The 23,652-nt window shown below is 66.8% G+C and carries 20 protein-coding genes; 15 read left to right on the top strand and 5 right to left on the bottom strand.

The features are described from left to right. Nucleotides 1–33 precede the first annotated feature (33 nt). The 3 genes from IMW82_RS09080 to IMW82_RS09070 form a co-directional block, all read right to left on the bottom strand. Entirely contained in the window at nucleotides 34–732 is a 699-nt protein-coding gene (locus tag IMW82_RS09080; protein ID WP_108470502.1) for an HAD family hydrolase, read from the bottom strand. 15 nt (nucleotides 733–747) lie between these two features. Beyond that, nucleotides 748–2,085 carry a substrate-binding domain-containing protein gene (locus tag IMW82_RS09075; RefSeq protein ID WP_108470322.1) on the bottom strand — a complete coding sequence of 446 codons (1,338 nt, stop codon included), beginning with the start codon at nucleotides 2,083–2,085 and terminating at the stop codon, nucleotides 748–750. A gap of 226 nt (nucleotides 2,086–2,311) precedes the next feature. Beyond that, nucleotides 2,312–3,718, bottom strand: a complete 1,407-nt coding sequence (locus IMW82_RS09070; protein ID WP_108470323.1) for a Do family serine endopeptidase — start codon at nucleotides 3,716–3,718, stop codon at nucleotides 2,312–2,314. Nucleotides 3,719–4,130: 412 nt separating this feature from the next. Between IMW82_RS09070 and IMW82_RS09065 the strand changes: the two genes are divergently transcribed. Further along, nucleotides 4,131–6,269 carry an adenosylcobalamin-dependent ribonucleoside-diphosphate reductase gene (locus IMW82_RS09065; protein ID WP_108470324.1) on the top strand — a complete coding sequence of 713 codons (2,139 nt, stop codon included), beginning with the start codon at nucleotides 4,131–4,133 and terminating at the stop codon, nucleotides 6,267–6,269. Between the two features lie 28 nt (nucleotides 6,270–6,297). Here the strand turns inward: IMW82_RS09065 and IMW82_RS09060 are convergent, their stop codons facing one another. Further along, nucleotides 6,298–7,062 (bottom strand): hypothetical protein, encoded by a 765-nt coding sequence (locus IMW82_RS09060; protein ID WP_199909786.1) that lies wholly within the window; start codon nucleotides 7,060–7,062, stop codon nucleotides 6,298–6,300. 45 nt (nucleotides 7,063–7,107) lie between these two features. On the opposite strand from IMW82_RS09060, the gene IMW82_RS09055 reads away from it, so the two are divergent. After that, entirely contained in the window at nucleotides 7,108–7,845 is a 738-nt protein-coding gene (locus tag IMW82_RS09055) for an NrdJb (protein WP_108470326.1), read from the top strand. A 986-nt stretch (nucleotides 7,846–8,831) separates the two neighbouring features. Here the strand turns inward: IMW82_RS09055 and IMW82_RS09050 are convergent. Next, entirely contained in the window at nucleotides 8,832–9,758 is a 927-nt protein-coding gene (locus tag IMW82_RS09050; RefSeq protein ID WP_108470328.1) for an LppY/LpqO family protein, read from the bottom strand. 681 nt (nucleotides 9,759–10,439) lie between these two features. Between IMW82_RS09050 and IMW82_RS09040 the strand changes: the two genes are divergently transcribed. The 13 genes from IMW82_RS09040 (at nucleotide 10,440) to IMW82_RS08980 (ending at nucleotide 23,649) form a co-directional block, all read left to right on the top strand. Beyond that, a complete protein-coding gene (locus tag IMW82_RS09040) occupies nucleotides 10,440–10,955 on the top strand; it encodes a DUF3016 domain-containing protein (protein WP_108470504.1) in 516 nt (171 codons plus the stop codon). 134 nt (nucleotides 10,956–11,089) lie between these two features. Further along, nucleotides 11,090–11,746 carry a thiopurine S-methyltransferase gene (locus tag IMW82_RS09035; RefSeq protein WP_108470329.1) on the top strand — a complete coding sequence of 219 codons (657 nt, stop codon included), beginning with the start codon at nucleotides 11,090–11,092 and terminating at the stop codon, nucleotides 11,744–11,746. 344 nt (nucleotides 11,747–12,090) lie between these two features. Beyond that, the gene (locus tag IMW82_RS09030; RefSeq protein WP_108470330.1) at nucleotides 12,091–13,743 is read left to right on the top strand and encodes a glycoside hydrolase family 30 beta sandwich domain-containing protein; all 1,653 of its coding nucleotides are present in this window, start codon (nucleotides 12,091–12,093) and stop codon (nucleotides 13,741–13,743) included. Nucleotides 13,744–13,787: 44 nt separating this feature from the next. Continuing rightward, a complete protein-coding gene (locus tag IMW82_RS09025; RefSeq protein ID WP_199909787.1) occupies nucleotides 13,788–15,164 on the top strand; it encodes an ectonucleotide pyrophosphatase/phosphodiesterase in 1,377 nt (458 codons plus the stop codon). Nucleotides 15,165–15,343: 179 nt separating this feature from the next. Continuing rightward, nucleotides 15,344–16,264, top strand: coding sequence for a M14 family metallocarboxypeptidase (locus tag IMW82_RS09020; RefSeq protein WP_108470332.1), 921 nt, complete (start codon nucleotides 15,344–15,346; stop codon nucleotides 16,262–16,264). 30 nt (nucleotides 16,265–16,294) lie between these two features. Further along, on the top strand, nucleotides 16,295–16,816 hold the full coding sequence (locus IMW82_RS09015) for a GNAT family N-acetyltransferase (RefSeq protein WP_108470333.1): 522 nt from the start codon (nucleotides 16,295–16,297) through the stop codon (nucleotides 16,814–16,816). Nucleotides 16,817–17,210: 394 nt separating this feature from the next. Continuing rightward, nucleotides 17,211–18,080, top strand: a complete 870-nt coding sequence (locus IMW82_RS09010; protein ID WP_234411242.1) for a TerC family protein — start codon at nucleotides 17,211–17,213, stop codon at nucleotides 18,078–18,080. Next, nucleotides 18,073–18,774: an alpha/beta hydrolase gene (locus tag IMW82_RS09005; protein ID WP_199909788.1), complete on the top strand. Its 702-nt coding sequence runs from the start codon at nucleotides 18,073–18,075 to the stop codon at nucleotides 18,772–18,774. The genes IMW82_RS09010 and IMW82_RS09005 overlap by 8 nt, the downstream gene beginning before the upstream one ends. 85 nt (nucleotides 18,775–18,859) lie before the next feature. After that, nucleotides 18,860–19,363, top strand: a complete 504-nt coding sequence (locus IMW82_RS09000; RefSeq protein WP_108470335.1) for a DUF2127 domain-containing protein — start codon at nucleotides 18,860–18,862, stop codon at nucleotides 19,361–19,363. A gap of 194 nt (nucleotides 19,364–19,557) precedes the next feature. Continuing rightward, the gene (locus IMW82_RS08995) at nucleotides 19,558–19,716 is read left to right on the top strand and encodes a hypothetical protein (protein ID WP_159082140.1); all 159 of its coding nucleotides are present in this window, start codon (nucleotides 19,558–19,560) and stop codon (nucleotides 19,714–19,716) included. 138 nt (nucleotides 19,717–19,854) lie between these two features. Next, nucleotides 19,855–22,047, top strand: a complete 2,193-nt coding sequence (locus IMW82_RS08990) for a M3 family metallopeptidase (RefSeq protein WP_211004340.1) — start codon at nucleotides 19,855–19,857, stop codon at nucleotides 22,045–22,047. A 166-nt stretch (nucleotides 22,048–22,213) separates the two neighbouring features. Then, nucleotides 22,214–22,582: a YbaN family protein gene (locus IMW82_RS08985; protein WP_108470337.1), complete on the top strand. Its 369-nt coding sequence runs from the start codon at nucleotides 22,214–22,216 to the stop codon at nucleotides 22,580–22,582. Nucleotides 22,583–22,818: 236 nt separating this feature from the next. Then, nucleotides 22,819–23,649: a DUF2167 domain-containing protein gene (locus tag IMW82_RS08980; RefSeq protein WP_345777127.1), complete on the top strand. Its 831-nt coding sequence runs from the start codon at nucleotides 22,819–22,821 to the stop codon at nucleotides 23,647–23,649. Nucleotides 23,650–23,652: the final 3 nt, after the last annotated feature.

The following is a 23,652-nucleotide window of genomic DNA, read 5'->3' as shown; positions in this document are numbered from 1 at the left end:
CGCATCGCGCGCAGCTTGCCTATGGTCCTTTGGTCAGCGGGCGCCATGCGCGTCGAGCCAGTCGGCCAGCGCGGTCATGTCGCGCAGGTCCAGCTCGGGCGGCGGGCCCAGTTCGGCCGGCCAGGGCAGGCCGTCGCGGTTGATCCAGGCGGTGCGCAGGCCGGCGTCGCGGGCGCCGGCCATGTCCATCGCCGGATCGTCGCCGACGTGCAGGATCTGCCCGGGCGCCACGCCCAGCCGTGCGGCGGCGGTCAGGAAGATGCGCGGGTCGGGCTTCGCCACGCCGCTGTCGCGCGCGCAGACGTGGTGGGCGAAGTGCGCGTGGATGCCGATGCGCTGCAGGTCGGCGTTGCCGTTGGTCAGGCTGGCCAGCGGCCAGCGCGCGGTGATCCGTTCCAGCGCGGGCAGGCTGTCCGGATACAGCTCCACGCGGTTGCGTGCGGCGAAGTAGATTTCCCACAGCGCCGCGATCGGCGCATCGTCGACGCCGCAGGCGGCGAAAGCCTGCTGCAGGGTGAGCTGGCGCTGGCGGGTGAAGTCGTGCGCCAGGTCCAGCCGCTCGGCGGCCACCTGCAGGCGCAGTTCGCGCATGGCCGCGATCGGCCACGCGCGGGCGACGTCGGGGTGGTGTTGCCGCAGCCAGGCGTCCACCGCCTGGTCGGCGCGTTCGAGCGCCGGCAGCACCGGCCACAAGGTGTCGTCGAGATCCAGCGTCAGCGCGAGGATCGGCACGCCCGCACGCATGACTCAGCGGTTGCGGATGTGCAGCACCTGGCCCAGCTTGATCTGGTCGTTCTTCAGGTGGTTCCACTCGCGCAGCTGGGCCACCTCGACCGAATGCCGCTTGGCGATCGTCGACAGCGTGTCGCCCTTGGCCACCTTGTAGCTGGTCGCAGCCTGGCTGGCGTCCGCGCGGACCTTGCCGAAGTCCTTGCCGGTGTTCCGGCCAACCGTGATGGCGCTGCCGTCCGCATGGGCCACGTCGGTGGTGGTGACGTCGCTCACGCTGCCCTGGACCTTGCTCAGGCGGGCAGTATCCCTGGCGTCGGCGCGACGTTGCTCCAGCGCCTGCCGCGCCGCCAGCGTGTCGGGCGAGGTCGGCGCGATCGCGGCGCGTGCCGCGTAGGTGGCGCCCGGTGCCGACACCGGCGTGCCCCGCACCGGGCGCGCGCCGACTTCAGCGAGGATGCGGCTGCGGCGCGCGTCGTCCATCGACGCCAGTGCGCTGCCGTCCTGGTACGGCAGCGCCGCGTGCCTGCGCATGGCGGCCTTGGCCGGCTCGGTCTGCAGGAAGTCGATGAAGGCCTGCGCCTGGGCGGCCTTCGGGCTGCGCGGGTTGGTCACCAGGTACAGCGGGGTGAACAGCGGGTAGCTGCCATCGGCGATGTTGGCGGCGGTGGCCGACTTGCCGTTGATCGGGATTGCCTTGAGCTGCGGGTTGCCGCTGATGCCGGAGAGCATCGCCACGCCCAGGCCGTTCGGGTTCAGCGCGATGCCTTCTTCCAGCTTGCGCGTGTTGACGTACAGCCGCGGCGCCGCCACCGGCTGGTTGCCGCGGCCGAACAGCAGGCTGCGCAGGCTGTATTCCACGCCGTCGCCGGGGCTGGCCACCGCGTAGACGTCGATCGGCGCGTTGTTGCCGCCGACCTCGCTCCAGTTGTGGATGCGGCCGTAGTAGATGTCGTGCACCTGCTTCAGGGTGAGGTTGCGGACCGGGTTGGACGACTGGGTGATGATCACCAGCCCGTCCCAGGCCACAGGGGTGAAGGTGAGGTTCGCGTTCTGCGCGCTGTTGTCGCTGGGGCGTGCGCTGCCGGCCAGGTCGGCGGTGCCGCTGGCGACCGCGTCGATGCCCGAGGCGGTGTTGAACGGCTGCAACTCGATCCGGCCGTGGCCGCTCTTCTCCCATGCCTTCGCCACTTCATTGACCACGCCGTTCGCGGTGGCGACATCGCCGCGCCAGATCAGGCTGCTCTTGGCGGGGGCGCTGGCGTGCGCCTTGGGTTTGCTGCGGGCGAACGCGGGAGTGGCAAGGCAGGCCCCGATCAGGGCGACGGACAACAGGCGGGCAAGACGGACGGACATGGTGATGGGGAGCCCCGGCATGAGTTGGGTGTGGATGGGAACGCGCAAGTATGGTGCCTCGCAGGCGCACGCAAGATGAAGCGATGAGGATATTTCATCGGCCTGAATGCAGAACATCAAGCACTTTCATGGGTTTGCGCGAAAGCAGACGCTCAAGCTGTGCGCCGGGACACGGCCAGGGGGCGATCCCGGCCACGCTTTCGCCTGACTGGTTTGCGCGGGCGGATCAGTTGACCACCACGTAGCGCGTGCCGTCGTCGTCGGCGACCACCAGCACCAGCTGGCGCGGCTTCACGCCGGCCAGTCCACGCAGCATGTGCAGGCTGGTGATGCGCTGGTTGCCCACGCCGATCACCACGTCGTCGGTGCTCAGTCCGGCGCGTGCGGCGCGGCTGCCCGGCTGCACCGCGCTGACTGCCGCGCCATACCAGCCCTGGTTGCGCTGGTTCTGGCTGAGTTCGCTGAAACGCACGCCGGCCAGGCGCGGGTCGAGCTGGCCGCCGTCGACGCTGGCCAGCTTCTCCGCGGTGAGCGTGGCGCTGACCTCGCGCAGCTTGCCCTCGCGCAGCACGCCCAGCCGCAGCGTGCTGCCCAGCGGCAGCAGGCCCTCGGCGTTGTTCAGTTCCTGCACGCTGCGCAGCGGCTTGCCGTTCAGCGTGGTCAGCACGTCGCCCGGCTGCAGGCCGGCGTGCGCGGCGGCCGAGCCGTCGGCCACGCCGGTGACCACCACGCCGTTGCTGTCCTTCAGGCTCAGCAACTGGGCGATGCGCGGGGTGATCGCCTGGGTCTGCGCGCCCAGGCTGCCACGCTGCACCTTGCCGTGCGCCAGCAGCTGCGCCATCACTTCGCTGGTGAGGTTGCTGGGAATGGCGAAGCCGATGCCCACGTTGCCGCCGGAGGGCGAGAAGATCATGGTGTTGATGCCGACCAGTTCGCCGCGCAGGTTGACCAGCGCGCCGCCGGAGTTGCCGGGGTTGATCGAGGCGTCGGTCTGGATGAAGTTCTGATAGCCGCCCGAACCCGATGAGTTCTGGCCCAGCCCCGAGCGGCCCAGCGCCGAGACGATGCCGGCGGTGACCGTCTGGCCCAGCCCGAACGGGTCGCCCACTGCCACCACGTAGTCGCCCACCTGCAGCGCGGAGGAATCGGCCAGCGGCAGCGCCTTGAGGTCCTGTGCCGGGATCTGCACCACCGCCACGTCGGTGGCCGGGTCGGTGCCGATCAGCTTGCCCTTGAACGTGCGCCCGTCCTGCAACGTCACGCTGATGTCGTCGGCGCCGCCGACCACGTGGTTGTTGGTCAGCACGTAGCCCTTCGCCGCGTCCACGATCACGCCCGAGCCCAGGCTCTGCTCGACCCGCTCGCGCGGCGTCGCCGGCAGGCCGAAGAACTGGCGCACCATCGGGTCGTCGAAATACGCATCGCGCACCGGCACCCGCGTGGTGGTGGAGATGTTCACCACCGCCGGCGTCACCCGCGTCAGCATCGGCGCCAGCGACGGCAGCGGCTGCCCGCCGACCGAGGCCGGCAAGGTGGCTGCACGGCCGCCGCTCGGTACGCTGCCGAAGGCGACGACCACCACCGCCAGCAGGCTGGTCAGCCGGGGCACAAGGCGCGAAGGCAGCTGCAACATGGAATCCTCCTCAGGCGGTGAAAGCGGCGTTGGTTCGACCGGCGCGCGGCGTCACGGTTCCATTCGGCCGAATGCCGTCATGGGACTTTACAACCAGCGATGTGGGGGTTAACTTGCCTACCTGATATCGACCACAACATCTTGTGTTCACAAACCAGTGTCGAGACAAGTACTGGTGTCGACCGTCGTACTCTTGAGGGGGAGTCGTTGTCGTCGGGAATCAGATGGTGCATGGGCTGAGGGCAATCCTCGACGGCCCATCAAGTGCCATCGACACAGTCGTGAACAACATTGCCGTATCGAATAAAAAACAACGCCGGCCGCAAGGTCGCAGCGAGAGGTCAGGAAGCCGATGAGCACAGTGCGTGCGCCAGCCACAAATTCAGCCCCCAGCGCGAACCCAGGTTCGAGCATGAACCCAGCCACCAACCGTGACGCCGCCGTGGAAATCCCGCTGCAACCGGCGTCGTACGACATCTGGGACAAGAAATACCGTCTGAAGGCGAAGTCCGGCGAGCCGGTGGACGCCACCATCGACGAGACCTACCAGCGCGTGGCGCGTGCGTTGTCCGACGTCGAGGCCAGCGACGAGCTGCGCGGCCACTGGTACGAGCGTTTCCTGTGGGCGCTGCGCCGCGGTGCGATCCCCGCCGGTCGCATCACCTCCAACGCCGGCGCGCTGGCGCACAAGCCGGCCACCTCCACCATCAACTGCACCGTCTCCGGCACCATTCGCGATTCGATGGACGACATCCTGGAGAAGGTGCACGAGGCCGGCCTCACCCTGAAGGCCGGCTGCGGCATCGGCTACGAGTTCTCCACGCTGCGCCCGCGCGGCGCGTACGTGTCCGGCGCCGGCGCGTACACCAGCGGCCCGCTGTCGTTCATGGATATCTACGACAAGATGTGCTTCACCGTGTCCAGCGCCGGCGGCCGCCGCGGCGCGCAGATGGGCACGTTCGACATCAGCCATCCGGACGCCAAGGAATTCATCCGCGCCAAGCGCGAGGACGGCCGGCTGCGCCAGTTCAACCTGAGCCTGCTGATCACCGACGGCTTCATGGACGCGGTCGAGCACGACCAGGACTGGCCGCTGGTGTTCCCGGTGCACGTCAAGGAAAAGGACGAGATCGACGTCAACGATCCGGCCCAGGTGGTCTGGCGCGAGTGGCCCACCCACGAAAACTACGTCGACCGCGAAGACGGCCTGGTCGCCTGCAAGATCTACGGCCACATCCGCGCGCGGCACCTGTGGGACATGATCATGGTCTCGACGTACGACTACGCCGAGCCCGGTTTCATCCTGATCGACAAGGTCAACGAGATGAACAACAACTGGTGGTGCGAGCACATCCGCGCCACCAACCCCTGCGGCGAACAGCCCCTGCCGCCGTACGGCTCGTGCCTGCTCGGCTCGATCAACCTGACCACCTTCGTGCGCGATCCGTTCGGCCCGAAGGCGCGCTTCGACTGGGACGAGTACCGCGAGGTGGTCAAGGTGTTCACCCGCATGCTCGACAACGTGGTCGAGATCAACGGCCTGCCGCTGGAACAGCAGCGCAACGAGATCATGGGCAAGCGCCGCCACGGCATGGGCTTCCTCGGCCTGGGTTCCACCGTGACCATGCTGAAGATGCGCTACGGCTCGGCCGACGCGGTGAGCTTCACCGAGGATGTCTCGCGCGAGATGGCGGTGGCCGGCTGGGAAGTCGCACTGGACCTGGCCAAGGAAAAGGGCGCCGCGCCGATCCTGCTGCGCGACTACACCGTCACCGGCGACATGCTGCGCAAGCGCCCGGAAATGGTCAGTGATGGCTACAAGGTCGGCGACAGCATTCCTGGCCGCGTGCTGCACGCCAGGTACAGCCGCTACATGCAGCGCATCGCCACGGTGGCGCCGAATCTGGTGGCCGAGCTGGCCGAGACCGGCGCACGCTTCACCCACCACAGCTCGATCGCACCCACCGGCACGATCAGCCTGAGCCTGGCCAACAACGCCAGCAACGGCATCGAGCCCAGCTTCGCCCACAGCTATTCGCGCAACGTGATCCGCGAGGGCAAGAAGTCCAAGGAAAAGGTCGAAGTGCTCAGCTTCGAGCTGCTCGCTTACCGCGCCTTGATCAATGCCGATGCCAAGGCGTTCACCGACGAGGCCGCCAACAAGCTGCCGGACTACTTTGTGGCCGCCGACGACATCAGTCCGAAGCAGCACGTGGACATCCAGGCCGCCTCGCAGAAGTGGATCGACTCGTCGATCTCCAAGACCGCGAACGTGCCCACCGATTACCCCTACGAGGACTTCAAGGACATCTACTTCTACGCCTACAAGCAGGGCCTGAAGGGATGCACCACCTTCCGTTTCAACCCCGCCGCGTTCCAGGGTGTGCTGGTCAAGGAAGCGGACCTTGAAAGCACCCTCTACCGCTTCGAGCTGGAAGACGGTAGCGTTGTCGAACTGAAAGGCAATGAGCAGGTGGAATACGACGGCGAGATGCACTCCGCCGCCAACCTCTTCGATGCCTTGAAGGAAGGCTACTACGGCAAGTTCTGAACCGTTGCACGCTCCGGCGTGCGACTACTCAAGCGGTCCATCGGGAGGGGAACACCAGCATGTCCATCGAAAACGAAGTTGAAATGAACAACAACGCCGCGCCGGCCACCGCCGAGGCGCCTGCCGTCGTCCTGCCGGTACTGCCGGACGTGCCGCCGGCTGCGCCGGTTGCCGCACCCGCGCCGGCAAGGAAGAAGCCGGCAGCGAAGAAGAAGGCCGCCCCGAAGAAAGCTGTTGCCAAGAAGGCTGCGCCGAAGAAGGCCGCGGCCAAGAAGAAGGCTGCACCGAAGAAGGCTGCGGCCAAGAAGAAGGCAGCGCCGAAGAAGGCTGCGGCGAAAAAGGCCGCGCCGAAAAAGGCTGCCGCCAAGAAAGCCGTGAAGAAGGCGGTGAAGAAGGTGGCGAAGAAAGCAGCGGTGAAGAAGACCGCCGCGAAGAAGGCCGTGAAAAAGGCCGTCAAGAAAGTCGCGAAAAAGGCCGGCGCCGCGAAGAAGGCGGTGAAGAAGGCCGCGAAGAAAGTCGCCAAGGTGGCGAAGAAGAAAACCACCAAGGTCGCAAGGAAGGTCAGCAGCAAGAAGACGGCCGGCAAGAAGGCCGCACCGAAAAAGGCGGCAGCGAAGAAGTCCGCCAGCAAGAAAGCCGTCGCCAAGACGGCCAAGAGGTCCACTGCCAGCAAGAAGGTGGCCGGCAAGTCGGCAGCGCGCAAGCCTGCCGCCAGGAAGGCCGCCGCAAAACGGAAGTAAGCAACACCGCATGCGGCCCGGCCACGCGCCGGGCCGCATGTTTTTCGCATCACGCCGTGTCTACCCCGGCACCAACACTCGATAAAGAAGCGAACACCATGGCGATCAAGATCGAAAAGAAGATCACCGGCTACAACGTGGTCAAACCCGAAGACAAGGTTGCCGCCACCCCGGTCACCGCCGCTGCGCCGAAAGAGGCGCCGACGGCCGAAGTGATCCAGATGCACGAAAGCGTGGAACGCCCCGAGACCCTGGTCGGCTCCACCTTCAAGATCAAGTCGCCGCTGTTCGAGCACGCGTTGTACGTCACCATCAACGACATCGTGCTCAACGCCGGCACCAAGTACGAACAGCGCCGCCCGTTCGAGATCTTCATCAACTCGAAGAACATGGACCACTTCCAGTGGATCGTGGCGCTCACCCGCATCCTCTCCGCCGTGTTCCGCAAGGGCGGCGACGTCACCTTCGTGGTCGAAGAGCTGAAAGCCGTGTTCGACCCGCGCGGCGGCTACTTCAAGGCTGGCGGTGTGTACATGTCCAGCATCGTCGCCGAGATCGGCGGCGTGATCGAGCAACACATGAAGAACATCGGGCTGATCCACGATCCGGAGATGGATGCGGCGACGCGGCAGCTGATCGCCGACAAGCGTGCCGCCTACGAGGCGCTGGGTTCAAAAAAAAACACTGATGTAGGTGTGATTGCCGAGTCGACTGGCGCCGAGACGCTGACCTTTCCGCCCGGCTCGATGATGTGCGACAAGTGCAATACCAAGGCGCTGGTGCTGATGGACAACTGCCAGACTTGTTTGAATTGCGGGTATTCGAAGTGCGGGTGAGGGGTGCCTGACTCGAAATCAAACATGCGCGTAAGCGTACCGTGGGTTCCAATCTCACACTCTCCGCCGACTGTTTCAAGGCTTTATACGATCCCGGCCCCGCGCCGGGATTTGTGTTTCTGGGGTTCGGGTCACCGCGGAGTTCATAGCGTGACTCCACGAAAAACGCCACTGTAGTGGGTGGCGTGGTGGCGACACTTGGCATAAATACACAGGTTAGCGTCTTTGCCCGGCTGCCCAGCTATGGCCACACTGAAGGCACGTTATATTTACTCTGCTTGAGCCAACGAGGCCGCCAAGAAGGCCTGCAGGTCCTAAAACCGCGCCACCAATGACGGCATTTTTCAGACTGACTCCCCGTTTATTTGCCGTCAGCTGCGGTGAACGGCACTGCGGACAAGTGAGCGCCAGGCGTTCCGCAATAATAGGCATTTCGTCGGCATCACCAGGGACCTCTTCGTCTTCAGGTTCTACGTATCGGAGCTCTTTCTTGGGCCCTAATACTGCCTCCCAGTCATCTTGCTCTGACGTAATTACTGGTCTTCGTGGTGGAGCATCGCTTGCACTAGCTCCGCACCCCAAACATACGTCGTCATTCGGAACGATCTTTTCGCATTTCCAGCATCGCATGACTGGCTCCTCTTTTTTCCAGATTGGAACTATGCGCGCCTAGTCGTCAATCGTCGAAGTCGCCACGAACCTGGAAAAGGTGTCTGGAAAAGGTGTCATGGAAAAGGTGTCAGGGACAATTTCCGCGGAGACCGTACGGAGGGGTAATCGCGAAACCGGGACGAAGGAAGTTAAATCGTTAGGTTCCTGAATCCGTCGTGCTTCGATCTTCTGCTTAACTTGCACCGCCCCGGTTTCGGTCGATCTGACGAGGGTGTTCTGCGTGTACGCCCACGTTGCCGGGATGGCCACCATCAGGGCGGCCACGATCGCAGGCTGGGGCGACGCACTCCGCATGGTGCTCCCCTGGCGTGATGTCAGTGCTTCGCGCTGGCGGCCTGGGCATCGAGCGCCGCGCGGAACCCGTGCGCAAGGTTGGCGACCTTGCCCTTGCCCCAGAAATGGGTGAAGTAGTAGTTCGGGTTCTCACCCATCATGTGATTGTGCAGGGCCACGATGTGGATGCCGGCCTTGCGCAGCGCCTGCAGCACCGGGCGCACCTCGTCGGCTCGCATGATGAAATCGCCATCGATGGACGCCAGCTCATCGCTACCGCTGAACGCGACCCAGGAGGTCAACCCCATGGATGCGCCAATGGCCTGGCTGTGCATCTGCCCCTCTCGTGCGACGGTGACCTTGGCCACGCCATCGGTGACCGGCGCAGGGTGCCCAATGATCGTGGCGATCGATGCCGCACTCAATTTGCCCGGCGACGGCGTGGCGCCGCCGAACCCTTGCGCGGGCTGAGGATGGGTTGCGCGTACCGCCTTCACCGCATCCCACACCGCTTTGACGCCAGCGGCCAGCTGCGTCGATGAACCCTCGCCACCGAGGTGCATGAAGTACACCTTCGGCTGGTCGTAGAAGAAATGGTTGTGCAACCCGGTGACGCTCAGGCCGTGTGCGAACGCGGCGTCCATGGCGGCATCGACCTCGTCCTGGAAGACGACGGTGTCCCCCATGACCATGGCCTGATCGCCCATCGCGGTGAAGGATGCCCAGGAGCCGAGCCCAGCGGCCGGCGACAGACGCATGCCGTCGACGGTGACCGGCACGTCCGAGCGACTCCAGCCGATCTTGACGGCACCATCGGGCTGCGCCTTGGCGTCGACCCCGGCGGCCTTGCCGATCGTGGCGGGATCCAGGGCTGTGGCAGCGGAGGGCAAGGCGACTGCGGTCAGGCTGAGCGCGATCAGCGCGAGGCAAAGCGGGCGCAGGCAGGGGCGGAAAACGCGTGCATTCATGGCGATTCTCCTGGTGGGTCGAGGTAGGCGGTGTGCAAACGGTCGAGCACGTTAATCACCTTACGCCACCTGAAGAACGGTGACGTCATGGCAACACGCCTAGCGCGTGGCTTGTGTACTTTCGCCTAGGAGCAAAAAGGTGTCAGGGACAATTTCGGGATCTCGGAAGTGGACTTGGCCCCATTCTTGTGTCCCCGTTCTTGCACGGGATCCGGGGTCTGCGGGCATATGAGGTGTCGCGGAATTCCCCGACTACCGGAAAGTGCGGCTCATCGCGGCGGACAGATCGCGTGGAGGCATCGCATTCCTCGAAAAGGGTGAGCCATGTCAGTAGGATGGCGTAGCCCCGACTGGATCACCGCGTTCAGGAGTGCAGATGAGTCTCATGCATGACTTCGCGACTTCCGGGTACGCCGCCGCAGGCACCGTGGTCGTGAGCGACCCGACGTTCCCCCGGTTTTGAGTAGCACGGCGGTTTGGGGTCCAATCCCTCTTTCCCGCCGGCGTCGCCCTGCGACCGCGGAAGCCGGGCGGGTAATGGCTCGAAACAGCGTTCGCCGCCCCGCGTTTGCCCGGACGTATACTGATGCCCGCTGCGCCACGGCTGCACCACCCGCCCGCTGCGGCCGTTCGACCCGTTCCGGGAGAGCCGTCATGAAATCTTCCCTGCTGCTGCGCCTGCTGCGCCTGCTGCGCCTGCTGCGCCTGCTGTGCCTTGCCGGCCTTGTCCTCGCGGCCATGGCCGCGCAGGCCGCGACCACGACGGACAACGTGAGCGTGCGCTACAAGGACCCGCAGCACTTCACTGAGGCGATGCGCAGCCGCGGGGTGCACCTGGTCAATCCCGACGCTTACCTGGCGCCGCTCAAGGCGCATATCGTCCAGCGCGCCTCGCGCATCCTGGCACCGGGCCAGCGGCTGGAGATCGAGGTGACCGACGTGGTCCGGGCCGGCGCCTACGAGCCCTGGCGCGGCCCCGACTTCAACGACGTGCGCATCATCAGGGACGTCTATCCGCCGCGCATCGACCTCAACTTCACCTTGTACGGCGCCGACGGCAAGGTGCTGCGCCAGGGCCAGCGCAAGCTGCGCAACGCCGCCTTCCTCAGCAGCAGCTCCCCGGCCGACCAGGATTCGTTGCGCTACGAGAAATCCCTGATCGATAACTGGCTGCGTCGGGGCGCGGACCATCTTTAGGCCGCCGCCTGGCCGCCACCGCGGGCGCTTGCCGCTCCGCGCGGGCTGGCCCGGGCAGGCGTGAATTTTTTGCTTCTTCGCTGGCCGGCTTGCACGATGCCAGCCTGGCCATCCATTTGTCGACAGGAGACCCCATGGAGTCCGAGTTCTGGTTACAGCGCTGGCGCGAAGGCCGTACCGGTTTTCACCAGCAAGCTCCGACGCCGCTGCTGCTGCGGCATTGGCCGACGCTGGCGCTGGCGCCGGGCAGCCGGGTGTTCGTGCCGCTGGCCGGCAAGTCGCTGGACCTGCGGTGGCTGGCGGAGCAGGGGCATCGCGTGCTGGGGGTGGAGTTGTCGCCGCTGGCGGTGGCGCAGTTCTTCGACGAGCACGGCCTGACGCCACAGGTGCACGCCTCGCGCTACGGCGTCCACCATGTGGCCGGTGCGATCGAGCTGATCTGCGGCGACGTGTTCGAGCTGGATGCCGCGGCGCTTGCCGATTGCGCGGCGGTTTACGACCGCGCCGCGCTGATCGCCCTGCCGCCGGACTTGCGCCATCGCTACGTGCGCGAGCTGCACGCGCGGCTGCCGGCCGGCTGCCGTGGCCTGCTGGTCACGCTGGAGTATCCGCCGCACGAGAAGCAGGGGCCGCCGTTCCCGGTGCCGGAAGCCGAAGTGCGCGAGCTGTATGGCCGCGACTGGACGGTGGCGACGCTGGAGCGGCGCGATATCCTGGCGCAGCAGCCGGGCTTCGCCGCCGAAGGGGTGAGCGCGCTGCAGACGGTGGCGTACCGGCTGGCGAAGCGATAGGCGCCGCGGCGCCGCCCGCATGTCGGGCCGAAGCCGCGGCGGCGACGGCTTTGACGCGCGAAAGTGCGATCGGGTTCTTCTTTCCGGCAGCATGGCCGCCCGGCCGGCGGCAGGAAGGATGCAACGGTGTCAGGATGACTCCCCGGTCCGGCCTTGCCGGGCAGCTTGGCTGGCGCGCCTGCGGGAGGTGCGCCGTGCAGACCGGGGCCGCGCTTCGTGCGGGTCGACGCGAACCCCGGTTTCGCTGCACTCTTTGCCGATCTGTGATGCGCACGCCAGGGGCTTCGTGATCGTGAGGTTGTCGCCAGTGAACCGCAATGTGGACGATGGGATTGGCGTGCACCATGGATGAGCGCAAAGGCGTTCCCGGCTGGCTGGCTGTTGCGTCCCTCGCGTTGATCACCGTGCTGGCCCTGTGGGCGTTGGCGCCGCCGCGCGTGCACTTCGCGGTGGAAGGCGGTGTCATCCTGGCGCCGCCACCGCCGGAGTCCGCGGTCAGGCTGTGGCTGAGCACGGCGGATCGCCGGCTGCGCCTGGCGCGGCAGCCCGATATCGAGGCGGGCGCCGGCGGCTCGTCGCCCGCCGACGTGGTCGTCGACATCGACCACAAGTACCAGTCCATCGTCGGCTTCGGCGCGGCGCTGACCGACGCCTCGGCGTGGCTGCTGCAGAACCGGCTGGATGCGCCGCAGCGCGCTGCATTGCTGCGCGAGTTGTTCGGCCCGCCGCCCGGGCTCAACTTCAACATGACACGGCTGACCATCGGCGCCTCGGATTTCTCGCTGCAGCCGTACACCCTGGACGACCTGCCCGCCGGCGACACCGATCCGCAGCTGCTGCACTTCAATGTCGCCGCAAACCTGTCGGAGGTGATACCGACCGTGCGCGAGGTGCTGGCGATCAACCCGCAGCTGCGCATCATCGCCTCGCCGTGGAGCGCGCCGGCGTGGATGAAGACCAGCGCGAACCTGGTCGGCGGCGGCCTGCTGGAGCAATTCGAAAGCGCCTACGCGGACTACCTGGTCAAGTACGTCGACGCCTATCGCGGCTACGGCATCCCCATCTTCGCGCTGACCCTGCAGAATGAGCCGGCCTTCGTGCCGCTGACCTACCCGGGCATGGAATTGCCCGCGGCCGCGCGGGTGCGCATCATCGCGCAGTATCTCGGCCCGGCGCTGGCGACGCGCAAGCCGAAGACGCTCATTTTGGGCTGGGACCACAACTGGGACCAGCCGGACCAGCCGCTGGACGTGCTGGCCGACCCCGCTGCTGCGCGCTATGTCGACGGCATCGCCTGGCACTGCTACAGCGGCAGCCCGTATGCGCAGGGCCAGGTGCATCGCGCGTTTCCGAAGAAGGACACCTACATCACCGAGTGTTCTGGCGGCGACTGGGAGTCCAGCAAGAACGGCGAGCTGCTGTGGTTCACGCGCGACCTGCTGCTGGTAGGGCTGCGGCAGTGGGCGCGCGGTATCGTGTACTGGAACCTTGCACTGGACGAGCAACACGGTCCGCATTTCGGCGGGTGCGATGCCTGCAAGGGCGTGGTCACGATCGACTCGCGCACCGGCGCGGTGAGCCGCAACGATGAGTACTATGCATTCGCCCACTTCAGTCGCTTCGTCCTGCCCGGTGCCGTGCGGGTGAGATCCAGCGATACCGACAAGGGCCTCGACAACGTGGCGTTCCAGAACGCCTCCGGCGGATCGGTGGTGCTGGTGATGGTCAACAGCAATGCGGAGGCGCGCCGCGTCTCGGTCGCGCAGGGTCAGACCCACTTCGAGTACACGTTGCCGCCGCAGAGCGTGGCGACTTTCGAATGGCATCCGGGCCAGTCCAGCCGGCCGGCGGATGCGACGGGCCCGGCGCCGGCGGATTCGGCGCCGATGAATTCAGCGCCGGCAGATTCCATGCCGGCAGATTCAGCGCCGGCCGGAAAGGCGCCTGCCGCCGCGGCCACCAGCGCGACGGGCGGCGAGCGCAAGGTGGTTGACTGATGCCAGTGTTCCGACAGACGCCTTTTCTCCATCGACGGGATCGCATGATGTGCCCAGCCTCCGGTTTGCTTAGAAGCGTCGTCGCCGCGGCGATGCTCCTTGCGGGCAGCGCCTCGCTGTCGCCTTGCGTCCAGGCGGCGCCGGCCACGCCGGGCCCGAAGGTCGTGGTCATCAGCCTGGACGCCTTCGGCGCGGCCAGCCTGCATGAGCCGCGGCTGCCCGCGCCGACGCTCCATGCCTTGATGCAGCGTGGCGCCTATGCGGTTTCCATGCAGCCGATCAACCCCACCGTCACCTGGCCAAACCACACCGCCATGGTCACCGGGGTCGACGCGAGCCGGCATCACGTGCTGGTCAACGGGCTCATCGTCAACCAGCGCACCGCCACGCCGCCCCGGATCGACATGGGGGCACCGAAGTCCCGGCTGGTCGCCGTGCCCACCGTTTACGACGCCGTGCATCGGGCGGGCCTCACGACGGCGCAGGTGGACTGGGTCGCCATCGAAGGCGCGCGGAACATCGACTGGCAGTTCGCCGAACACCCCGATCCCGACGGCGCCATCGAGCAGGAGCTCGTGCGGCAGGGCGTCGTCACCCGTGATCAGCTCGTGCATTTCGGCGACTCGTCCCAGGCGTGGCGCGATCGCCTCTACACCCGTGCGGCGATCGACATCATCCGCAAGCATCACCCCGACCTGCTGTTGCTGCATCTGCTGGCGCTGGACAACATCGAGCACGACACGGGCTTCGGCAATGACTCGGGGCGCAACACCATCGCCTTTCTGGATGATCGCGTGAAGGACGTCGTCGACGCGGTACGTGCCGCCGGTGAGCTCGATCGCACGACCTTCATCATCGTCTCCGACCACGGCCAGCAGAGCGTTCGCCAGCTGGTGCATCCCAATGTCCTGCTCAGACAGGCCGGGCTGCAGGGTGCCTCCGCGGCTCAGCCCAGTTTCTGCGTGCCGGATGATGGTTTCGCCCTGGTCTTCCAGCAGCACGCCACGGAGGCCTCGACCGGCAAATTGAAATCGCTCTTCGCAGGCCGGCCCGGCATCCGCGCGGTACTGACTCCCGCCGAGGCGGCGAAGCAGGGCTGGCCGGTGCCGGCGCAGAGCGACCAGGCGCCCGACCTGCTGCTCTACGCCGCAGACGGCTACGCCTTCAAGGAGGGCGATACGGGCGACTTCGTGACGCCGACCCGGGAAATCGGCGCCCACGGCTACCCCAACTCGGACCCGCTGATGCAGGGCATTTTCATCGCCGCAGGCTTCGGTATCCGGGCCAGGGGCGAAATCCCGGCATTTCGCAATCTCGACGTTGCGCCGACGATCGCGCATCTGCTGCACGTTTCCCTCGGCACGGTCCAGGGCAGGCCGCTGACGGAAATCCTGGAGTCGCCGGACCAGCGGCAGCCTTGACGCCGGCGCGGGCAGTGTCTGCGCCGGGCAGGTGAGCTGGAGCTCGTCGCCATCCCCGCTTCGATGGCGTGCATCGCGGCGGCGAACGGGTGATCGGGACGGCGTCGCCGCCGTCAACGTTGCAGCCCGGTGCTACAGTGTTCCGCTTCTCCCGATAGCACAGCGAAGCGAGCGCCACGATGACTACCCCGGCCTTCTATCCCATCGGCACCCCCGGACGTCCCTGGGGCGAAGCGGAAGTGGCGGCCTGGCAATCGCGGCAGAGTGTCAGGCGCAGCTACGCAGCGGACGTGCTGGGCGTGATCGAAACCCTGCGCGCACGCTTCGACGTGGCGGAGTATGGCCGGCTGGACTATGCCTCCGGCAGCTACCCGCTGTTCGCGATCAGGAGCCGCGGCTGGCGCGACGAGCTCCCCGTGGCGCTGGTGACCGGCGGTGTGCACGGCTACGAAACCAGCGGTGTGCACGGGGCGCTGCAATTCATCGAGCGGCATGCGGCGGACTACGCGGGGCGGGCCAACCTGCTGGTGGTGCCGTGCGTGAGCCCGTGGGGCTATGAGCGCATCCACCGCTGGAACCCGGATGCGCTCGACCCGAACCGCTCGTTCCGCGAGCACAGCCCGGCGCAGGAGTCGGCGGCGCTGATGCGGCTGGTCGCGCCGTGGCGCGAGCGCGTGCGGGTGCACATCGACCTGCACGAAACCACCGACAGCGACGAGAGCGAGTTCCGCCCGGCGCTGGCCGCGCGCGACGGCAAGCCGTACGAGCCGGGCACCATTCCCGATGGTTTCTATCTCTGCGCGGACAGCGCCAATCCGCAGCCGGCGTTCCAGCAGGCGGTGATCGCCGCGGTGGCCAAGGTCACCCACATCGCGCCGGCCGATCCGGACGGCACCATCATCGGCTCGCCGGTGGTGGCGCATGGCGTGATCGAATACGACTACCGCCCACTGGGCCTGTGCGCCGGCATCACCGACGCGCCGTACCGCACCACCACCGAGGTCTATCCCGACAGCCCGCGCGCCACGCCCGAACAATGCAACGCCGCGCAGGCAGCGGCGGTGTGCGCGGCGATCGACTACGCGCTGGCACACGGCTAGGCTTCCGCACGCCGCTTCGACCATTCCCCGATGATCCGCGACGCCACCCCCGCCGACTTCCCCGCCATCCTCGCCCTCAACGAGGCGTTCGTGGCGGTGCTGAGTCCACTCGACCACGCGCGGCTGGCGCAGTTGCATGCGCAGGCGGCGCTGCATCGGGTGATCGAATCGGCCGGGCGGGTCGAGGCGTTCCTGCTCGCGCTGCGCGAGGGGGCGGACTACGACAGCCCGAACTACCGCTGGTTCACGCAGCGCCATCCGCGCTTCCTGTACGTGGATCGCATCGTGGTGGCCGACGACGCGCAGGCGCGTGGTGCCGGCGGCCGGCTCTATCGCGAGTTGTACGCGCTGGCGGTACGCGAGACGGTGCCGCTGCTCACCTGCGAGTTCGATATCGAGCCGCCCAATCCGGCGTCCGCGCGTTTCCACGCCAGGCTGGGCTTTCGCGAAGTCGGCCGGCAGTCACTGCACGGCGGCAGCAAGACGGTCTCGCTGCAGGCGCTCGATGTCGCCGCGGGCGACACGCCACTGGCGGCCATCGACGCAGGCTGATTTCCCGCCACCCTCGAATGACGCGGCAGCCGTTGTCGAACGGGTGCTTGCGGACATGCCAGTGCGGCCGGCGCGGACCGCATTGCACGACGTGAGCGTGTGCTAGCATCGTCGCCGAAGGGGAGTAGCTCCCAATCGCTGTCGCCGTCATGACGAGCCTGGGCTCCGGTGCAGCAGCAAGCCATCTGCTGGTTTGCGAGCAAGACCTTCGCCGCTCCACGGCGAAGGTGCGTCCATCACAGATGCCTTTCCAGCCGTGGCCTTTCGAGCCTTGCCGGAGTCGCAGCATGCCCATGGACGTCCATCCACAACCGTGACACGCGACGGCTCCGTCCTGTCCGCCGGCTGGCTCCTGCTACCGGCGCCGAATCCCCATCCCGCGAAGAGACTTCCCATGGAACTGCTGGCCAACCCCGAAACCTGGATCGCCCTTGCCACGCTGACGGCGCTCGAACTGGTGCTCGGCATCGACAACATCATTTTCATCTCGATCCTGGCGGGCAAGTTGCCACCGGCGCAGCGGAACGCGGCACGCCGCACCGGCATCGTCCTGGCGGCCGTCACGCGCCTGGGCCTGCTGCTCGCGATCGCATGGATCGTCGGGCTGACCGCACCGCTGTTCTCGCTGTTCGGGCATGCGTTCTCGTGGCGCGACCTGATCCTGGTCGGCGGCGGCCTGTTCCTGATCGGCAAGGCCACGCACGAGATCCACCAGAAGCTGGAGGGCGCCACCGAGCAGGTGACGCTGGGTGCAGCGGTGGCGACGTTCGGCAGCGTGGTCACGCAGATCATGCTGCTCGACATCGTGTTCTCGCTCGATTCCATCATCACCGCCGTCGGCATGGTCGACGAGCGCTGGATCATGGTCACCGCGATCCTCGCCTCGATCGGCTTCATGCTGGCGTTCGCGCGGCCGATCGGCGAGTTCGTCGAGCGCCACCCCACGGTCAAGGTGCTCGCGCTGAGCTTCCTGATCATGATCGGCCTGGTGCTGGTGGCGGATGGTTTCGGCCAGCACATCCCGAAGGGCTACATCTATGCTGCGATGGCCTTCTCGGTGTTCGTGGAGCTGATCAACCTGTGGATCCGCCGGCGCGCGAACGGACAGGTCGCGCCGGTGGCGTTGCACGAAAGGTACGCGGACGGCGCCGACCAGGCTGCGCAGGCGTGCGGCGTGTCCTCGCCTGCGCCGGCGCAGGGCACGGCGTGCGATGTGGTCGATAATGCCGCTTCCTTTCCGATCTCCGGGCAACACCGTGACTGACCCTCGGCCGCCGTTGCTGCTGCTTCCCGGATTCCTGTGCGACGAAGAGCTGTGGCGCGACCAGCTGACGGGCCTGGCCGACGTGGCCGAGTGCCGGGTCGCCGACCTGGGCCATGGCGACAGCATCGCCGGACTGGCACGGCAGCTGCTGGCGACCGCGCCGCCGCGCTTTGCGCTGGCCGGCTTTTCGTTCGGTGGCTATGTTGCCCAGGAAATCGCGCGGCAGGCGCCGCAGCGCATCGAGCGGCTGGCGCTGCTCGACACTTCGTTCCACGCCGATACGCCCGAGCGCATCGCGCAGCGGCGGGCGGCCAACAAATCGGTTAGCCTGCCCGGCGAGTTCCGCGGCATGACCGAACAACTACTGCCGAGCTTCGTGGCGCCAGCGCGGCTGCACGATGCGGCGCTGGCGCAGCGGATCAACGCGATGACTTTGCGCCAGGGCCGCGACGTGTTCATCCGGCAGAACGTGATGCGGCGCGAGGACGGCGAGGCGGTGTTGCGCAGCCTGACGTGTCCGGTCATGGTGTTGTGCGGCCGGCTGGACGTGCTCACGCCGCTGGCGCTGCACGAGGCGATGGTTGCGCTGATGCCGCAGGCGCAGCTGGTGGTGGTCGAGGACAGCGGCCACATGAGTCCGATGGAGCAGCCCGCGGCGGTCACCCAGGCCATGCGAACATGGTTGTCGGCGTAGGCAGGTTGCCACCGGTCCCCAACCACGGAGCAGGCTCCGGACCGGCGGCCACTAGTTTCCGGGTCTACCGCGGAAGAGTGTGTCGATGATCGACTTGCGCGTTCAAACCCTGTCCGACAAGGCCTTCGCGATCGGGCTCGGCTTGAAGGGACTCGACGGCATCAGCGAGGTCGTCGGCGGACTCTGGCTGCTGCTGCTCGGTCCGCTGCGGTTGCAGGCATGGGTTGGCGCGCTGGTCGCGCCGGAGTTGCACCAGGATCCCACTGACTTCATCGCGACGCACGTGCTGCACTGGGCCGCACAGTTCGACCAGGGCTCGGTGCTGTTCGCGGCGGTCTACCTGCTGTCCCACGGCGTGGCGAAACTGGTGGTGATCGTGGAGATCCTGCGCGGCAGGCTGTGGGCCTACCCGGGTCTGATCTGGCTGACCGCGGCGTTTGCCGCGTACCAGATCTACCACATGGTGGTGGCTGGTCCTTCGTTCGGTTTCGTGGCGCTGACCCTGTTCGACCTGGTGGTCATCGCGCTCACCGTGGTCGAGTACCGCAAGTTGCGGCGCACCACCGGCGAATCGCGCGCAGCGGGCTGACCGGCGCGCGGCGGCGTTGCGATTGTCCGCCTGTCCGGCCACGGCGCGGCGGCTGTCCGCGGACAACCCGCCGGCATCGTGCGCATTGCCGGTGGATGCAGGCGGGACAAGGCTTCGCGCGTCCCACAACGGGTTGGCATGGCGATTGCACTCCGTACATCACAGGGAACCTCACCCATCAGCGGAGGCACGTCATGAAATTCGAATCACAGATTCTGGCCGGCTTGTTCGTCGTCTGTTTCGCCGTTTGCGCGCTGGTCATGGGCGCGATGCTGACGGCCACGTTGCACCCGGTGCAGCTGGCCGGCGCGGATCATGCAGCGGTGGTGGTTCCGGCTGCCCTGGCAGGCTGAAGGTCCACACGCGCGGGCGCGCCATCCGGCACAGGTGGATGGCCGCGGCGAAGCGTCGCACACCATGGCTTTAGTCATGCATGAAAGCGGCAGGCATTGGGTAGGATCGGGGTTTACCCCACGACGAGATCCGTACCGATGAAGCATCCCATCGCGCTGGCCCTGGCCATTGCCCTGTCCGGTTCCATGGCCGCCTGCACCGATACCGGCAGCGACAAGAGCGAATCCGCCACCTCGCAGGCGCACACCGATACGGTGGCCGCCGACGCCGGCAATCCGTTCTTCCGTGAAAGCCCGCTGCCGCTGCACTACCCGCCGTTCGACAAGATCAGGGACAGCGATTTCGCGCCCGCCTTCGACCGCGGCATGGCCGAGCATCTCGGGGAAGTCCACGCGATCGCCGGCAACGCCGAGGCGCCCACGTTCGACAACACCATCGTCGCGCTGGAGAAGTCCGGGCAGATCCTTTCCCGCACCTCGACCGTGTTCTTCAGCCTGGTCGGCGTGGACACCAACGACGCGCGCAAGGCGCTGCAGGCCGAGTACGCGCCGAAGCTGGCCGCGCATCGCGACGCGATCTCGCTGGACCCGCAGCTGTTCGCGCGCATCCAGAAGCTGTACGACACGCGCGACAGCCTGGGCCTGGACGCCGAAGGCGTGCGCCTGATCGAGCGCTACCACACCGACTTCGTGCGCGCCGGCGCCAAGCTGTCCGACGCCGACAAGGCGCACCTGAAGGAGATCAACGGCAAGCTGGCGAAGCTGGGCACGACGTTCAGCCAGAACGTGCTGGCCGAAGTGAACGATTCCGCCGTGGCGGTCGACACGAAGGAAGAGCTGGCCGGCCTCAGCGACGAGCAGATCGGCGCCGCCGCGGCCGCCGCAAAGGCGAAGGGCCTGGACGGCAAGTACGTGATTGCCCTGCTCAACACCACCGGGCAACCACCGGAAGCGCAATTGCAGAACCGCGCGCTGCGCCAGAGCCTGCATGAGGCGTCGATCGCCCGCGGCAGCCGCGGCAACCAGTACGACAACACCGCGATCGTGTCGCAGGTGCTGAAGCTGCGCGCGGAGAAGGCGACCATGCTCGGCTATCCCACCTACGCCGCCTACGTGCTGGCCGACGAGACGGCGAAGACGCCCGAAGCGGTCAATGCGATGCTGACCAGGCTGGCGCCGCCGGCCGTGGCCAACGCGAAGCGCGAAGGCGCGGCGCTGCAGGCGATGATCGACAAGGAGCAGGCGGCGAAGGGCGAGGCGACCTTCGCGCTGCAGCCGTGGGACTGGGCCTACTACACCGAGAAGGTGCGCGCCGAGAAGTACGACTTCGACGAGAGCCAGTTGAAGCCGTACTTCGAGATGAAGAACGTGCTGGAGAACGGCGTGTTCTACGCCGCCGGCCAGCTCTACGGGCTCAGCTTCAAGCAGCGCACCGACCTGCCGGTCTACAACCCCGACGTGCTGGTGTACGACGTGTACAACGCCGACGGCAGCCAGCTGGCGATCTTCCTGGCCGACATGTACGCGCGGCCGTCCAAGCGCGGTGGCGCATGGATGAACGCCTACGTGCAGCAGTCCGGGCTCACCGGCAACCTGCCGGTGGTGGCCAACCACCTCAACATCACCAAGCCGGCCAGCGGCCCGACCCTGCTGACCTGGGACGAGGTGACCACCATGTTCCACGAGTTCGGCCATGCGCTGCACGGCATGTTCTCGAACGTGCAGTACCCGTACTTCAGCGGCACCAGCGTGCCGCGCGACTTCGTGGAGTTCCCCTCGCAGGTCAACGAGATGTGGTCCGACTGGCCCAGCGTGCTGGCGAACTACGCCAAGCACTACCAGACCGGCGCGCCGATGCCGAAGGCGCTGCTGGACAAGGTGCTGGCCACATCCAAGTTCAACCAGGGCTTCGCCACCACCGAGTACCTCGGCTCGGCGATGCTCGACCAGAGCTGGCACCAGCTCGGCGCCGACAAGATCCCCGAGGCCGGCGGCGTGGTGGCGTTCGAGGCCGCCGCGCTGAAGGTGAACGGCACCGACTACGCGCCGGTGCCGCCGCGCTACCGCACGCCGTACTTCAGCCACATCATGGGTGGCTACGCGGCCGGCTACTACGCCTATATCTGGTCGGAGGTGCTGGACGCGAACACGGTGGAGTGGATCAAGGCGAACGGTGGCCTCACCCGCGCCAACGGCGACCGCTTCCGCGCCGCCCTGCTGTCGCGTGGCGGCAGCAAGGACGCGCTGCAGCTGTTCCACGACTTCACCGGGCAGGAGCCGAAAATCGAGCCGCTGCTGAAGCGGCGCGGGCTGGACGCCGCGGTCGACTGAGCCGGATCCGTCGGTGGAAAACCAAGCCGCCCGGAGCGATCCGGGCGGCTTTTTTCTGGGATGCCGGAATGTGGGTATGCGCTAGAGTCAAGCTCATACCCCTGCGCGAGCCCGCTTCTTGTCCATATCCCATCCCGCCGCTCCGGAGCCACGCCGAGCCCACGTCGTGCGCTGGTTGCTGATCGTGACCGGCGCACTGTCGCTGGCGCTTGCCCTGGTCGGCATCGTGCTGCCGCTGCTGCCGACCGTGCCGTTCCTGCTGCTGACCGCCGCCTGCTGGTCGCGCGCGTCGCCGCGTTGGCATCGCTGGTTGCTGGCGCGGCCGCGACTGGGGCCGGCGATCGTGCGCTGGGAGCGTGAGCGCACGGTGCCGCGGCGGGCCAAGTTCAGTGCGGTGGCGCTGATCGTGCTGTCGATGGGTGCGTCGATCTGGCTGCTGCGCGATCACCCCTGGCTGCCGTGGGCGCTGGCGGCGGTGGCTGTGCCGGTGCTCGCGTTCATCCTGCGCCTGCGGGAAACGCGCGACGGCGCGTGATGGCCGAGTCGCGGTATTCACTGATCGAATAGGCGGACCAGGCGCGCAGGCGAATGGTGTGTTGAGCTCGCAGTTGGGTGGTTGATATATGGCCGGCCCGGCGTCAAAGTGCGCAGGCATGGCGAGTCCGCTACACGCTCCACGGAGCGTGCTGTCGCCGACGCAGCGGGGGCTGCACGCCATGCATGGGGATATTCACGGATCAACAGGGGAAAAGGATGAAGCGATTGTTTCCAGTGCTTGCGGCACTGCTTGTGGCATGCCTGTGCGCGCCCGTCACCGCACAAACCGACCCGCAAACCAACCCGATCGAGGCGCTGCCCTGGCAGCGGGGGCCGACTACCGTTTCGCTGGGCACGCACGCCTCGTTGCAGGTGCCGAAGGGTTACGCGTTCCTGGACAACAAGGGCACCAAGGCGTTGAACCTGCTGATGCAGAATCCCTCGAACGATGAGGACGAGTACGCGCTGGTGGACGATAGAGGCGACTGGGTGGCGTATTTCACGTACGCGGATACCGGCTACATCAAGGACAACGAGCAGATCGATCCCGATGACATCCTCGACTCCATCCGCAAGGGCACCGAGCAAAGCAACAAGGAGCGGCGCTCGCACGGTTGGGACGAGCTGCGGGTACTTGGCTGGAGTGCGAAGCCCGAATACGACACCCAGCTCAAGTCGCTGGCCTGGTCGATCCTGGCCGAGGACGTCAGCACGCAGCAGCAGGTGGTGAACTACAACACCCGCCTGCTGGGCCGCTATGGCGTGATGCAGGTGGTGGTCGCCACGGCTCCGGACAAGCTCGGCCACTCCATCGGCAGCTTCAAGGAGACGGTGCCGGGCTTCCAGTTCTCGCCTGGCGAAACCTATGGCGAGTACCAGCCCGGCGATCACGTCGCGGCCTATGGTCTGGCGGCGCTCATCACCGGGGGAGCCGCGGCGGTTGCCGCGAAGAAAGGCTTGTTCGCCGTGATCGGCGGCTTCCTGGCGGCAACCTGGAAGTTCCTGCTGGTTGGCCTTGCGGCCGTGGGCGCCAGGTTCAAGTCGTTCTTCGTGAAGAAGCGCTGAGGG

The organism is Rhodanobacter sp. B2A1Ga4 (assembly GCF_018101315.1).
Taxonomy (GTDB): Bacteria; Pseudomonadota; Gammaproteobacteria; order Xanthomonadales; family Rhodanobacteraceae; genus Rhodanobacter; species Rhodanobacter thiooxydans_A.
This window is presented reverse-complemented; position numbering and strand designations above follow the sequence as displayed.